Raw genomic sequence first — 12,641 nt, 5'->3', positions numbered from 1 at the left:
GAAGGTTTGTTCGTTCAGCGGGTGGATCGGGCGCACGCTTAGTTGCTCAGGTACGCCAAAAGGTCGTGACGGGTCAGGATGCCCACCGGGGCCCCCGCGAAGGTCACCATGACGGTATCGACGTCGGACAGCAGCTCACGGGCGGCGGAAATGGTTTCCAGCGAGCCGATCACCGGGAGGCGGTCGCCCATATGTTCGGAGATCTTGTCCGCCAGCTTGGCTTCGCCACGGAACAGCTTGCTGGTGAGGCTGCGTTCGTCCACGGCACCCAGGACCTCGCCCATGACCACGGGCGGTTCCTGCGAGAGGACCGGGATGTGGGAGACACCAAACTCGTTCATGATGTTGATGACGTCGCGGACGGTTTCGTTCGGGTGGATATGCACCAGGTCCGGCATCTCGCCGGTCTTGGACTTCAGGACTTCACCCACCGACGCTTCCTCACCGCCGGAAAGGAAGCCGTAGGAGCGCATCCACTGGTCGTTGAAGATCTTGGCAAGGTATCCACGGCCGGAGTCCGGAAGGATCACCACAACCACGGCCGATTCGTCCAGGTCCTTGGCCGCCTCGAGGGCCGCGACCACTGCCATGCCGGACGAGCCGCCCACCAGAAGGCCCTCTTCGCGGGCAAGGCGGCGCGTCATCGAGAACGAGTCGGCATCCGAGACGGCGATGACCCGGTCCGGGACGGCGGGATCGTAGTTGGCCGGCCACATGTCCTCGCCCACACCCTCAACGAAGTAGGGCCTGCCGGTGCCGCCGGAGTAGACCGAACCTTCCGGATCCGCCCCGATGACCTTGACCGGGCCGCCGTCGGACTCTGCCCGGTCGGCTGATACCTGCTTGAGATACCGCCCGGTGCCGGTGATGGTGCCGCCGGTACCGGCGCCGATCACCACGTGCGTGACCTTGCCGTCGGTGTCGTTCCAGATCTCCGGGCCGGTGGATTCGAAGTGGCTGCCGGGAGCGGCAGGATTGGAGAACTGGTCAGGCTTGAAGGCGCCCGGGATCTCCTTGACCAGGCGGTCGGACACGCCGTAGTAGCTTTGCGGGCTTTCGGGAGCAACGGAAGTGGGCGTCACCACCACGTCAGCGCCATACGCCTTCAGGACCGCACGCTTGTCCTCTCCCACCTTGTCCGGCACCACGAAGATGCACTTGTAGCCCTTTTGCTGGGCCACGAGCGCCAAACCCACGCCTGTGTTGCCCGACGTCGGCTCAACGATGGTTCCGCCCGGCTTGAGCCGGCCATCCTTCTCGGCATCTTCGATCATCTTCACGGCGATCCGGTCCTTGATGGACCCGCCGGGATTGATGTATTCGAGCTTGACCAGGACGGTGGCTTTGATGCCGTCGGTGACGTGGTTGAGCTTGATGAGCGGCGTATTGCCGATGAGGTCCAACACGGACTGGGCGTACTTCATAGATACAAAGCTACCGCTTGCCTGCGCCCAGCCCTGCCTCAGACATGTGGGCCGCCACCGCCGACTAGCTACCCGCCCCCGGATCCGTTTGCCAGAGGCCCATGATGTTTCCTTCGGTGTCCTTGAAGTAGGCGTACCAGCCCATGGTTGGTACCGCGTCTTTCCCTTGAACCACACTGCCTCCGGCCGACTCCACCTGCGCAAGGGCCGCGCCGATGTCATCGACGTCGATGGTCAGGATGGGAGTCCTCAGCGCCTCCGTCCGGGGAAACAGGGCACCGTTGATGGCACCTGGCTCCTTGGGGGCACCGGTCTTCTCGTCGGATGGGGTGGTCATGGCGATGGTGTAGTCCATCCCCTGCATGGGGCTGAGGTTCCAGCCGAAAGCACTCTGGTAAAAGGTGTTTGCCCGTTCTTTGTCATCCGTGGGGATCTCGAAATGCACTATTGCGGCCATGGTTGGCGCTCCTTGTTCCTGGAAGTCTTTCCTGGGATGCGGCGCGGCCCACCCGTGCCACATCAGGGAGTCTAGACCCGGGCGGCCGCTGCCGTAAGGGCTATTAATGGGATTGTCAGCCGGGCGTGGGACCATGAAAACATGACCATCGCAGAAGCCCCGCCACGCATTGCGGCCGCGGCAGATGCAGCCATCAGGTGGCATCCCGGCAGTTCCTTCCGTTTGGATCAGACCATGTTCCCCCTCATGCGGGGCAATGCTGATCCATCCTTTGCGGCGCACTCCTCCGGTTACTGGATGGCGTTCACCGCTGCTTCGGGACCGGTTACGCTGCGTCTCTCGGGAGGCGGCCTCGGGGCCGGCTGCTTCGTGGATGCCCAGGCGTGGGGCCCCGGCGCCGCGGATGCCGTGGCCGCGGTGCCCAGGTTGCTCGGCGCCCACGATGACTGGACCGCTTTCGACGAACCAGCCTTCCATGCCACGCTCCCCCGCCTGGTCACAGAATCACGACGCCGGAACCTGGCTGTGCGGCTACCCTCCACCGGGCGGATGGTTGACTCATTGGTGCCCACCATCCTGGAGCAGAAGGTCACCACCTTGGAGGCACGGCGCGGGTACCGGTACCTGATGTACAGGTATGGAACGCCGGCCCCTGGCATGGCCCCCGCGGGGCTCCTCGTTCCCCCAACTGCCAGGCAGTGGTTGGCCATTCCATCGTGGGAGTGGCACAAAGCCGGAGTCGGGCCACAGCGCTCGGCAACAGTCATGCGGGCGCTGCAGTCCGCCGTCGCCCTTGAACGTCTCGCGCAACTGGACTCAGCGGAAGCCGGAGCCAAGCTGCAGACCATCCCGGGCATCGGGATCTGGACGGCCGCCGAGGTGGTCCAACGAACCCACGGCTGCCCCGACTCGATTTCCGTGGGCGACTACCATTTGGCTTCCTACGTCGGGTACGCGCTGACCGGACAGAAGACCGACGACGCCGGCATGATCGAGCTGATGAAACCCTGGCAAGGGCAGCGGCAACGGGTGGTCCGGATGCTGTACTTGAGTGGCTTCCGGAAGCCCACGTTCGGACCCCGGATGACCGTGCAGGACCACCGCTCCCATTAGAGGTGGAGGCGGGAGACCGCCTCTTGGCGCATGTCCACTTTCCGTACCTTGCCGGACACCGTCACGGGGAAGCTCTCGCGGACATCCACGTAGCGCGGGATCTTGTAGTGGGCCAGTTTGCCCCGGCAGTACTCGGCCAGGTCCGCGGCAGTCAGCGGACCGGCTCCGGGTTTGAGGATGATGCAGGCCATGAGCTCCTCGCCGTACTTTTCGTCGGGGACGCCGATCACCTGCACGTCCTGGATGGACGGGTGCAAGTACAGGAACTCCTCGATTTCACGCGGGTAGATGTTTTCACCACCGCGGATCACCATGTCCTTGATCCTGCCCTCGATCACTAGGTAGCCGTCCTGGTCCATGCGGGCGAGGTCGCCGGTGTGCATCCAACCCTCGGCGTCGATGGCCTCGGCGGTCTTGTCCGGCTGGCCCCAGTATCCCTGCATCACCGCGTAGCCCCTGGTGCAGAGCTCACCAATCACTCCCCGCTCCACCACCTCACCGGTTCCAGGGTCAACGATCCGGCTCTCGAGGTGCGGCATGGTCCGTCCCACGGTGCTGGTCCGCTGCTCCAACGTATCTCCGGCGCGCGTCATGGTGGACACGGGCGAGGTCTCGGTCATGCCATAGCAAATGGCCACATCCACCATGTGCATCTCATCGATGACCCGCCGCATGACCTCGATGGGACAAAGGGATCCGGCCATGACTCCCGTCCTCAAGGTCGAGAGATCATAAGAGTCGAAATCCTCCAGGGCCAGCTCCGCGATGAACATGGTTGGAACGCCGTACAGCGAGGTCCCGCCGAAGTCCTGCACCGCTTCCAGGGCCGCCGACGGGCTGAACCCACGGCTGGGAATAATAGTGGCAGCACCGAAGCTCAGCGCATTCAGGTTGCCGATCACCATACCGAAGCAGTGATAGAAGGGCACCGGGATGACCACACGGTCATGCTCTGTATAGTTCAGGAGCCTGCCGATCGAGTGCCCGTTGTTGAGGATGTTGTGGTGGGTCAGGGTGGCGCCCTTCGGGAAGCCCGTGGTGCCCGAGGTGTACTGCAGGTTGATGGCGTCGTGTGGGTCCAGTCCGGCCATGCGGTCGCGTAGCGCTGAGGGCCCGACGCCGTCAGCACGGGTCAGCAGCTCGGCGTAAGAAACTTCGTGGCCCGCTTCGGGGACGCCGGCTGTGAGTCCGTTCGCCGGGTCACCTGGGAGGAACACCACCTCGCGAAGCTCGGGACAGGAGACAGCCGCAGCACGCGCCATGCCGACGTAGTCGCTGTTTTTGTCCGACGGGGCAGTCACCAGCATCCGCATGCCGTTCTGCTTCACCACGAACTCCAGCTCATGGCTGCGGTAGGCAGGATTGACGTTGACCAGCACCGCGCCGATCTTCGCTGTGGCGTACTGCAGGATGGTCCACTCGGCGCAGTTGGGGCTCCAGATACCCACCCTTTCGCCCTTGGCCACGCCTGTGGCCAGCAGCGCGCGGGCGAGGCGGTCGACGTCGTCGTTCAGCTTCTGGTAGCTCCAGCGGCGGGCGTCCCCTCCCGGTGTGGGCGCCGCCTCGATCAGGGCGTCCCGGAGGGGAAACCGGGCGGCGATGCGCTCAAAATTGGCACCAATGGTCTCTTCGAGCAGCGGGACGTCAGTGTCTCCGGCGGTGTAGGACAACATGACGGAACGCTACCAAGACAGTGCCCGCAACAGAACCGTCATCACCTCCAGCGCCGCCGTGTCCTGCCGGTAGGGTTGGAACCATGAGTGCACCCATTGACCTGCAGGCCACATTTATCCCCAACGAGGGCGAGTTCTTCCGCGTGAAGCTCGCTTTGGAAATCGCGATCGATGAGGTCGTCAACGAACCCGGCTGCATCCGTTACGAACTGACGGAAGCCACCGAAGAAAAGCTCGTCCTCACGGAGCGCTGGGAATCCGAGGAACTCCTCGAGAAGCACTCCAAGGGCATCGCGGTGCAGGACCTCAACGAGTCGCTGAGCGCCCTGCTTGCCGAGCCCGTCAAGCTCGACAGGCTCTAAGGATTCGCCGGAGGCTACGAGAACGCCTTAAAGCACCGAGGTCGCCGGAATTTTCCGGCGACCTCGGTGCGTTTCCGGCGAATTCACCGGAGAGGTTTAGCTTTCCTGGGCCTCGGCACGGGCCTTGGCAACGTGGGCGTGGACTTCTTCCATGTCCAGGCCCTTGACGGCTTCAATGACCTGTTCCAGCTGGGGTCCGTTGAGGGCGCCGGGCTGGGAGAAGACCAGAACCTTCTCGCGGAAGGCCATCAACGTGGGGATGGATGTGATTCCGGCTTCGGCGGCGAGCTGCTGCTCGGCTTCGGTGTCCACCTTCGCGAAGACGACGTCAGAGTGCTTCTCCGACGCTGCCCCGTAAGTTGGAGCAAACTGGCGGCATGGGCTGCACCAGGCAGCCCAGAAATCCACCAAGACAATATCGTTGTCCTCGATGGTCGATGCGAACTGTTCTCCAGTGATGTCAACTGTAGCCATGTTTCCACGGTACGCGACCCTGCCTGCTATGTCCCGCGGTGTTCGCTTCCCGCGTCACAGGGAATAACGGCGGGGTCCCCTCCGTTGCGGGGTCCGCTTAGCGGGCCAAAACCAATCCGCAGGGCGTAGAGCGGGCCCCGCAACGGGATGCTACCTGCCCAGGACGTACCTCAGGGCCGATGCGTAGAGCGGAGCCACTTTGTTGTGGCCAACCTGGTTCATGTGGATGTTGTCGAGGTAATTGCCGTCTGCTCCGGCAATGGTGGCAGTACCGGCCATGGAAATGTGCGGCCAGCCACGGAGCGCGGTTTCGCGCATCAGCATTCCATCCACCCATCGACGCTGGAAGTGGCTGGAGTCGTAGCGGGACAAAACGCCATTGATCACGATGGTGCTGCGCGGGTACTTGCGTCTGAGCTCGTCCCACAGCTTGTTGGCCTGGGACAGGATGGCTGCATCCGTCGCGAAGATCCGCGCATCGTTGCCACCAAGGTTCACCACCACCAGGCCCGGGTTGCCTTGGGGCAGGAGGATCCGGTCGTTCAGGACAGCGTCCGTTGCCGAGCCAACCGCGCTTCCGGAGACGTAACCTATTCCGCCGATGCTCCGCACCACCTGCCGGGGGTAGCCGGCAGCACGGGCTCCCTGTTCCGCCCAGGAATCAAGGTCGAGCTGGGAGTCGCCAAGGAACACAGCTGTCGATGCGTCCACGGGCTCGGCTGAATACAGCTCCTGGGTGGCCTTGTTCCAGATGGTCTCCAATTTTTGGAATGCCGCATGTTCGCCGCGGTAATCGGTCCAGGTGTCACGCAGCGGCCAGCCGAAGTCACCCGGGTTTTCCGACCACACCCTGTATGTTGGATTCCCAACGACTTGCGCTCCGGTGCCCGGCCCCCAGACCAGCCACCCCTTGGAGAATTGCTGTACCAAACCGCCGGCCCGCGGAAGTTTGTCTGTGAGGGGCAGGCCCAGGCTGCCGGCCGCTCCCCCAAGGGCCACGTAGCGGTTGTGGATGTCACCGTGCGTGGTGGAGTGCGCCCCGGTTGCCGCCGACCAATAGACCGTGCCGCCTTGGAACTGTTGGTACACAAAGTTCCCTTGGCGGTTTTCCTCCCCCACGGGATACCCCAGTGCACCGTTCTGTCCGCCCGTGGACGACCAGTAGGCACGGATTGCACCGGTCAGAGCGTGGGCTCCGGTGGCCGGGGACCATGCGATCATTCCGCGTTGGTACTGCTGTGCCGATCCCCCGTTCTTCAGTCCGGTGGATTCGTCCGTGGTGGGGTATCCAAGTTCCCCGCCTTCAAGCCCTGACTGGCGCCAGCGCTCACGGATGGCTCCCATGGACGGATGCGCTCCGCTTGCCTGCGACCAAACGATGAAGCCGTGTTCGTACACCTGGTACGTGCCGCCGTCGGGCAGTCCCGCACGCTCGCCGGTAACGGGATAGCCAAGGTAGCCGGATTCGGATCCCGTACGCAGCCAGGCAAAGTGGGTCGATCCCGTGGTCTCCTGCGTGCCGGTGGCCCTCGAGGAAATGATGGCGCCGCGTTCGAAGACCTGCTTTGTTCCACCATCCCTAAGCCCGCTCGCCGTGTCGGTCGTGGGATAGCCGTGGGAGCCGAACGGCCCACCCAAGTCCCACCACGCCGTGCGAACGGCACCGTTCACTACAACCCTGGCTCCAGTCCTGGCCGACCACGCGATGTCTCCACCGGCGAATTTCTGCACGCATCCTGTATAGGTGCACTGCTCGGTACCTGTTGGCCGCAGCAAGACGCCGCGCGCCCAGGGGCTCGTGTTGTACAGCTGTCCTATGGCGCCACTGACGGCCGGCCCCTGCACCCCGGTTTCCGCCGACGCCGACGCCACCCCTGACGGAAGGACCATGAGCAGCAATGCCGCTGCCGCTGTGGCGATTTTGTGCCGGAATCCTCCGGTGGCCGATCCTGAGGACCCCATGCTGCTACCCCATATAAACGCGGGCGGATTGCCCTGCCGTTGCTTCCCTGCCGGAAACACTCAGCCAAGTATCCCGATGCATGTCACCCAGTTGCACGGCGACGCGTCCATTGCTGCGACATCGTTACTTTTCTTGCATCCCTTGCCGCACATTGAACAAGTGTTTAGTATTTGAAACATGCGTTCAACCGCAGAAGATTTGACCACCAGGGCGCGTATCCGGGATGCGGCAATTGGCCTCTTTGGCCGTGAAGGTTTCGCCCGCGCCACGGTCCGCTCCGTGGCAACCGAGGCCGGAGTTAGCCCGGGCCTGGTAATCCACCACTTCGGCAGCAAAGCCGGACTCCGTGAGGCCTGCGACCAGCACGTACTGTCACAGACCGCCAGCCAAGGCCGCGAGAAGACCGACCCGGGAACAACCCGGATGCTTATCCAGGATTACCTCAACCACCCGGACGAATACGCCGATGAGATCGCATACATCCGGCGTGCACTGGGCGATGAATCAGATGCCGGCAACGCGTTTTTTGATGGCGTGGTCAGCCAGACAGAGGACATCATCAACGCCGGTATCCAGGCTGGAACCATCCGGGCCTTTGCGGATATCCGGGCCACCGCCGTCGTTATCGCTTCCAACAGCCTGTCCATGCTGATGCTGGGCAGGCACCTGTCCCGGGTGCTGGGCGCTCCGGTGTCCGGGCCACACGGCATCGGCCCGGAGTTGCTGAGGCAGCTGACGTTGCCCGCCCTGGATGTCTACACGAACGGTTTCTACACGGACTCGCGGTTCCTTGATGCGGCCCGCGAAGCCCTCCAACAACAAGAAAGCACCACCGAAGGGAGCATGCCCCGTGACCCAGGCAATCGTCGTCGAGGGGTTGCGTAAGAAGTTCGGCCGTCGCGAGGTCCTGCACGGACTGGACTTCGCCGTCGAGGCCGGAACGGTGTTCGGAGTCATCGGACCGAACGGCGCAGGAAAAACCACCACCATGCGCTGCCTGCTGGACATCATCAGGCCCAGCGCGGGAACCATCTCGGTGCTGGGCCAGGATCCGCGGCGCGCGGGGACAGGCCTTCGACGCCGGATCGGGTACCTGCCAGGTGAGCTGCAACTTGAAAACCGGACCACAGGGCGTCGCATGCTGGATCACTTCGCGGCAATCAGCGGGCCAGTGGAACCGCGGTACATCAACGAGTTGGCGGACCGGCTGAACCTGGACCTGGACCGGCAGACCCGCAAGCTCTCCAAGGGCAACAAACAAAAGCTCGGTCTTCTGCAGGCGTTCATGCACCGACCCGAGCTGCTGGTGCTGGACGAACCCACCAGCGGCCTGGATCCCCTGGTCCAGCAACAGTTCCACGCGATGGTCCGTGAGGCGGTCGATGCCGGCGCCACGGTGTTCCTCAGCTCTCACGTCCTCAGCGAAGTCCAGCAGGCAGCAGACGCGGTAGCCATCCTTCGCGACGGCGACATTGTCACCGTTTCCACGGTGGAAGCCCTCCGCACCGCTGCCGTCCGGCAGCTGAAGTTCAACGCAATAGGCACACGGACGGACGACGTCGGCGCGTTGCTGGCCAGGGTGCCGGGAGTCGCCAACGTGGTAGTACGGGAGCTCCCCGCCGACGGCCATGCGGCCCGGACAGTGGAGGCCACCGCCTCGCTCTCCGGACCCGTCCAGGCCCTTGTCCAGGAGTTGGCGCGTTTGAACCTGACGGACCTTGTGCTTGAAGAACCCGACCTCGAAGAGGCGGTGCTGACGCTTTACGCAGGAAGTGACCTTGCGGAATCGGATAACACCGGTATATCTGACGGCTCCGCAGCCAACCGCAGCCCTGAAGCCGGCCGCAACCTTAAGGAAGGGGCACACCGTGCCTAGGATCCTGCCACTGTTCACAAAAGCCCTGACGGACTCCTGGCGCTCCACCCTCGCGTGGGCTTTGGGCCTCACCGGGGCCTGCATGCTGTACCTGCCGATCTATCCCTCCATCGGGGGCAGCTCGCAGATGCAGGAGCTGATCAATGCGTTGCCACCACAGATGACCAAAGCCTTGAACTACGACCAGATCGCGACCGGTCCCGGCTATACGCAAGCCACCCTGTTCGGGTTGATTGGCTTCCTGCTGATGTCCATGGCTTCTGTTGGCTGGGGCGCTGCCGCGGTTGGCGGCGACGAGGAATCAGGGTTGCTGGAACTGACCCTGGCGCACAGCGTTACCCGTGTTCAGGTGGTGCTGGAGCGGGCACTGGCGATCGTTGTCCGGGTTGCAGCCCTCTCCGTTCTCGTCTTCGTGTTGGTGCTGGGACTGAACGGTCCGGCGCAACTGAACATCGACGTCGGGCATCTCGCCGGTGCTGTCCTGCTGTTCGCCGCGTTGGCCTTGCTGAGCGCGACGGCCGCGCTCTTCGTGGGCGCCCTGACGGGCCGGAAGGTGTTCGGCGTCGCGGCTGGTGCCGCCGTGGCCGTACTGGGCTATGTCTTCAACGCCGTGGGCAGGCAAAGCCCCAAGGTTGAGTGGTTGCTGAACCTTTCGCCCTACCACTGGGCGTACGGCAACTCCCCGGTGGCCAATGGGGCCGATTGGGGAGTTGCCGTGGGTTTGCTCGGGATCTCGGCAGCACTGATCGTGCTGGCGGCCGTGGCTCTGAAGCGGAGGGATGTGGGAGTCTAGCTCCAAGCATGCGGGGCGGGGCGGCGTGCTCCCGGGAGGGCGTTGTTCTCCCGCCATTCATGGATCCATTCCGGCAGTTCCAGGCCTGCGGGAGGTGCACCGAATTCCGCGATGATTTCTTCCTGCGTGACCGGCTTGCCCTTGTGGACCAAGCGGGTGGCGATGTGCGCGCGGGCGTAGATCTCGCCGTCCACCACCATCCGCTGCTCAAAGTAGATGGCCTTGGTGTCCAAGCCAATGATGCGTGTTTCGATGCTGTATTGCTGCCACAGCTGCAGGGATTTGCGGAAGGCAATGGTCTCCCCGGCTGCAACCGGGGTCCATCCGCGTTTGCGCATCTTGCTCCAGATACCGCTGCGGACCATGAGGTCGAACCGACCCAGGTCCATGAGCGAGAAATACATACCGTTGTTGACGTGCATGGCGATGTCAATGTCCGTCGGCAGCACCCGCAAAGGCAGGGATGATTCCTCCCACACGCCCAGCCGGGAGCGTCGTGACGAGGTGAACAGCAGCATGAGAGTGCGAAGTAACAGGTGCATACCCCCAATGTTACCCGCGGGTAACTTCTGAGGGAATAGACGAGCCCGGGTTGGACGCATGCCGCACTTCATGTCCAACGATTGCACTAACGTTTACCGCCGGTTCATCAAACACGTGCACAATATCTGGAACTGAATCGATGGAAGAACATACAAGGGGACCCCTTTGAGCACGCTGCAAACCACCACGCCTCACGGTGAAGTCTGGCCGGAACTCTCCCGCCACCAGGTTGTTGTCCTTCAGGATGCCCGCGGCAACCGCATCGAAGGAACCATTGACGGTATGACGAATGACCGCAGCACCCTGTGGATCCAACTCAAAGGCGGCCTGGGGCGGCAACTGATTCACTACCTGGACGGTTACTGGCTCGAAGCACCTGCCGCCTAACGCAGGCTTAGCTTCCGCCGTGGCTAGTATTCCCCTATGACTCAAGCGCGATACCGCGACCTGGTGGAATGGCCGCTCATGGCCACGGCACTTATCTTCCTCACTGCCTACGCCTGGCAGGTCATCGGGCGCGTCGACGGTGCCGCGGGTACACCCTTCGAAGTCATCATGTGGATCACTTGGGGCATCTTCGCGCTGGACTACTTCGTCAACCTGTGGCTCGCCGAGAACAGAACGCGCTGGTTCCTGTGGAACCTGCATGAACTCCTGATCGTCGTGCTTCCCTTCTTCCGCCCCCTGCGTCTGTTGCGGCTGGTGACACTCCTCTCGGTCCTCCAACGCACGGTAGGAGAAACGCTGCGAGGGCGCGTGGCCACCTATGTGGCGGGGGCCGCCGCGATGCTCATCCTCATTGGCGCTCTTGCGGTCCTCGACGTCGAGCAAAATGCCCCCGACGCCAAAATCCTGACCTTCGGCGACGCCGCCTGGTGGGCTGTCACCACCATCACGACAGTGGGTTACGGCGACCTCTACCCGGTTACCCCCATTGGCAGGGTGGTGGCCGCTGCCCTCATGATGAGCGGCATCGCTGTCCTGGGTATCGTCACCGCGTCCATCGCATCCTGGCTGGTGCAAAGGATCGAGGAGAACGCGGAGGGCATGGCGGCGGCCGCCGAAGTGAAGGCCGCAGCGGCCGAGCAGCCCGTCCGCGCGGAGATGGCCGACCTGGTTGCTGAAATCGCCGCACTGAGGATGGAGATCGCCGAGCTCCGGCGCATCACCGAACGCCCCTAGTTATAGGCCCGGCGGGCTCGCATGCCCCGCTGGTCCCGCGGGCTCGCACGCCCCGTTGGACCCTGGGCGCTTTTGGGCATAAAAAAATCCCCGGAACCATTGGTTCCGGGGATTTTTCCTGGGTGGCAGATGAGGGATTCGAACCCCCGTAGGCGTTGCCAGCTGATTTACAGTCAGCCCCCTTTGGCCGCTCGGGTAATCTGCCGAACTTCAAAAGAAGATCACTTCCGGAGACCGTTTCTTTTCGATCCGGTAACCGAAGGCAGAGACAACCTTACAGAAGTTTGTGCGAAGAATCTAATCGAGGCTCAGCACGCTGAAATTCCGCGTGACTCAGGCTTCGCCGAGGATCCGGCCAGCCAGTTTCGCTTCGAACTTCTCGGCCTGCTCCGGAGTGATCTGGTTCAGCTGTACGGCCCGGAGCAGGTCCGCGTGCACACCGTCCATGCGGGACGTTGCATCCGGAACGGGGCTCAGGACAATCGAGGCTGCCACAGCCGCCGCTGCCACCGCACTCGCCGCAGCCACTGCCGCCGTCCCAATGGAGCCCGCTGCCGCGGAAGCGGACTTGCTGATGGACTGGACGGCCTTGCTGCTCATGCTGTTCCTCCGACGTTGCGCTCTTCCAACTGGTACAACTTTCGGCGCGTTGCCTCAGTTCCAACCTTGCGTGTGCTGTGAGCGAACTGTGAAAGCCGTCCACCGCCCCTAAAGGCGCCTTCCGTATTAGGCTGGATGGCAGACCAACCCCGCCCTACAGGGCCCCAAACCTAAGGAGAGT

General features: G+C 63.2%; 14 protein-coding genes and 1 tRNA gene. 7 read left to right on the top strand and 8 right to left on the bottom strand.

The window, feature by feature from the left end:
* Positions 1-38 precede the first annotated feature (38 nt).
* Positions 39-1,424 carry a cystathionine beta-synthase gene (locus ACNQOP_RS14390; RefSeq protein ID WP_416404900.1) on the bottom strand — a complete coding sequence of 462 codons (1,386 nt, stop codon included), beginning with the start codon at positions 1,422-1,424 and terminating at the stop codon, positions 39-41.
* Between the two features lie 64 nt (positions 1,425-1,488).
* Positions 1,489-1,881 (bottom strand): VOC family protein, encoded by a 393-nt coding sequence (locus tag ACNQOP_RS14385; RefSeq protein ID WP_235517194.1) that lies wholly within the window; start codon positions 1,879-1,881, stop codon positions 1,489-1,491.
* A gap of 141 nt (positions 1,882-2,022) precedes the next feature.
* Here ACNQOP_RS14385 and ACNQOP_RS14380 point away from each other — a divergent pair, with 141 nt between their 5' ends.
* On the top strand, positions 2,023-2,994 hold the full coding sequence (locus ACNQOP_RS14380; protein WP_284986428.1) for a DNA-3-methyladenine glycosylase family protein: 972 nt from the start codon (positions 2,023-2,025) through the stop codon (positions 2,992-2,994).
* On the opposite strand, the gene ACNQOP_RS14375 is transcribed toward ACNQOP_RS14380, so the two are convergent.
* Positions 2,991-4,667, bottom strand: a complete 1,677-nt coding sequence (locus ACNQOP_RS14375; protein ID WP_416404898.1) for an AMP-binding protein — start codon at positions 4,665-4,667, stop codon at positions 2,991-2,993. The genes ACNQOP_RS14380 and ACNQOP_RS14375 overlap by 4 nt on opposite strands.
* A gap of 83 nt (positions 4,668-4,750) precedes the next feature.
* Here ACNQOP_RS14375 and ACNQOP_RS14370 point away from each other — a divergent pair, with 83 nt between their 5' ends.
* Entirely contained in the window at positions 4,751-5,029 is a 279-nt protein-coding gene (locus tag ACNQOP_RS14370; protein WP_211712056.1) for a putative quinol monooxygenase, read from the top strand.
* Between the two features lie 96 nt (positions 5,030-5,125).
* On the opposite strand, the gene ACNQOP_RS14365 is transcribed toward ACNQOP_RS14370, so the two are convergent.
* Positions 5,126-5,503 carry a thioredoxin family protein gene (locus ACNQOP_RS14365; RefSeq protein WP_211712055.1) on the bottom strand — a complete coding sequence of 126 codons (378 nt, stop codon included), beginning with the start codon at positions 5,501-5,503 and terminating at the stop codon, positions 5,126-5,128.
* A 150-nt stretch (positions 5,504-5,653) separates the two neighbouring features.
* Entirely contained in the window at positions 5,654-7,465 is a 1,812-nt protein-coding gene (locus ACNQOP_RS14360; RefSeq protein ID WP_416404897.1) for a GDSL-type esterase/lipase family protein, read from the bottom strand.
* Between the two features lie 178 nt (positions 7,466-7,643).
* On the opposite strand from ACNQOP_RS14360, the gene ACNQOP_RS14355 reads away from it, so the two are divergent.
* Genes ACNQOP_RS14355 through ACNQOP_RS14345 form a run of 3 tightly spaced genes read left to right on the top strand, consistent with a single transcriptional unit; the run spans position 7,644 to position 10,135 of the window.
* Positions 7,644-8,351: a TetR family transcriptional regulator gene (locus ACNQOP_RS14355; protein ID WP_416404896.1), complete on the top strand. Its 708-nt coding sequence runs from the start codon at positions 7,644-7,646 to the stop codon at positions 8,349-8,351.
* Entirely contained in the window at positions 8,317-9,342 is a 1,026-nt protein-coding gene (locus ACNQOP_RS14350) for an ABC transporter ATP-binding protein (protein WP_257370609.1), read from the top strand. Before ACNQOP_RS14355 ends, ACNQOP_RS14350 begins: the two co-directional genes overlap by 35 nt.
* Positions 9,335-10,135: an ABC transporter permease subunit gene (locus ACNQOP_RS14345; RefSeq protein WP_416404895.1), complete on the top strand. Its 801-nt coding sequence runs from the start codon at positions 9,335-9,337 to the stop codon at positions 10,133-10,135. Before ACNQOP_RS14350 ends, ACNQOP_RS14345 begins: the two co-directional genes overlap by 8 nt.
* On the opposite strand, the gene ACNQOP_RS14340 is transcribed toward ACNQOP_RS14345, so the two are convergent.
* Complete coding sequence (locus ACNQOP_RS14340) at positions 10,132-10,677, bottom strand: acyl-CoA thioesterase (RefSeq protein ID WP_416404894.1); 546 nt, start codon at positions 10,675-10,677, stop codon at positions 10,132-10,134. The two genes, ACNQOP_RS14345 and ACNQOP_RS14340, sit on opposite strands and share 4 nt — an antisense overlap.
* A gap of 166 nt (positions 10,678-10,843) precedes the next feature.
* Here ACNQOP_RS14340 and ACNQOP_RS14335 point away from each other — a divergent pair, with 166 nt between their 5' ends.
* Positions 10,844-11,065: a hypothetical protein gene (locus ACNQOP_RS14335; RefSeq protein ID WP_235517202.1), complete on the top strand. Its 222-nt coding sequence runs from the start codon at positions 10,844-10,846 to the stop codon at positions 11,063-11,065.
* 36 nt (positions 11,066-11,101) lie between these two features.
* Positions 11,102-11,860, top strand: coding sequence for a potassium channel family protein (locus ACNQOP_RS14330; RefSeq protein ID WP_257370612.1), 759 nt, complete (start codon positions 11,102-11,104; stop codon positions 11,858-11,860).
* Between the two features lie 123 nt (positions 11,861-11,983).
* Here ACNQOP_RS14330 and ACNQOP_RS14325 read toward each other — a convergent pair.
* Together ACNQOP_RS14325 and ACNQOP_RS14320 are read right to left on the bottom strand one after the other, a co-directional pair.
* Positions 11,984-12,065 (bottom strand) — tRNA-Tyr (locus ACNQOP_RS14325).
* Positions 12,066-12,193: 128 nt separating this feature from the next.
* Positions 12,194-12,460, bottom strand: coding sequence for a hypothetical protein (locus ACNQOP_RS14320; protein ID WP_211712039.1), 267 nt, complete (start codon positions 12,458-12,460; stop codon positions 12,194-12,196).
* Positions 12,461-12,641: the final 181 nt, after the last annotated feature.

The sequence above is a fragment of the Arthrobacter sp. LFS091 genome (assembly GCF_047977885.1).
Taxonomy (GTDB): Bacteria; Actinomycetota; Actinomycetes; order Actinomycetales; family Micrococcaceae; genus Arthrobacter.
This window is presented reverse-complemented; position numbering and strand designations above follow the sequence as displayed.

Coding starts and splice junctions, on each gene's coding strand:
- ACNQOP_RS14320 (WP_211712039.1), bottom strand. CDS start 12,460: ATGAGCAGCAAGGCCGTCCAGTCCATCAGCAAGTCCGCTTCCGCGGCA.
- ACNQOP_RS14365 (WP_211712055.1), bottom strand. CDS start 5,503: ATGGCTACAGTTGACATCACTGGAGAACAGTTCGCATCGACCATCGAG.
- ACNQOP_RS14360 (WP_416404897.1), bottom strand. CDS start 7,465: ATGGGGTCCTCAGGATCGGCCACCGGAGGATTCCGGCACAAAATCGCC.
- ACNQOP_RS14330 (WP_257370612.1), top strand. CDS start 11,102: ATGACTCAAGCGCGATACCGCGACCTGGTGGAATGGCCGCTCATGGCC.
- ACNQOP_RS14375 (WP_416404898.1), bottom strand. CDS start 4,667: ATGTTGTCCTACACCGCCGGAGACACTGACGTCCCGCTGCTCGAAGAG.
- ACNQOP_RS14340 (WP_416404894.1), bottom strand. CDS start 10,677: ATGCACCTGTTACTTCGCACTCTCATGCTGCTGTTCACCTCGTCACGA.
- ACNQOP_RS14385 (WP_235517194.1), bottom strand. CDS start 1,881: ATGGCCGCAATAGTGCATTTCGAGATCCCCACGGATGACAAAGAACGG.
- ACNQOP_RS14380 (WP_284986428.1), top strand. CDS start 2,023: ATGACCATCGCAGAAGCCCCGCCACGCATTGCGGCCGCGGCAGATGCA.
- ACNQOP_RS14370 (WP_211712056.1), top strand. CDS start 4,751: ATGAGTGCACCCATTGACCTGCAGGCCACATTTATCCCCAACGAGGGC.
- ACNQOP_RS14355 (WP_416404896.1), top strand. CDS start 7,644: ATGCGTTCAACCGCAGAAGATTTGACCACCAGGGCGCGTATCCGGGAT.
- ACNQOP_RS14390 (WP_416404900.1), bottom strand. CDS start 1,424: ATGAAGTACGCCCAGTCCGTGTTGGACCTCATCGGCAATACGCCGCTC.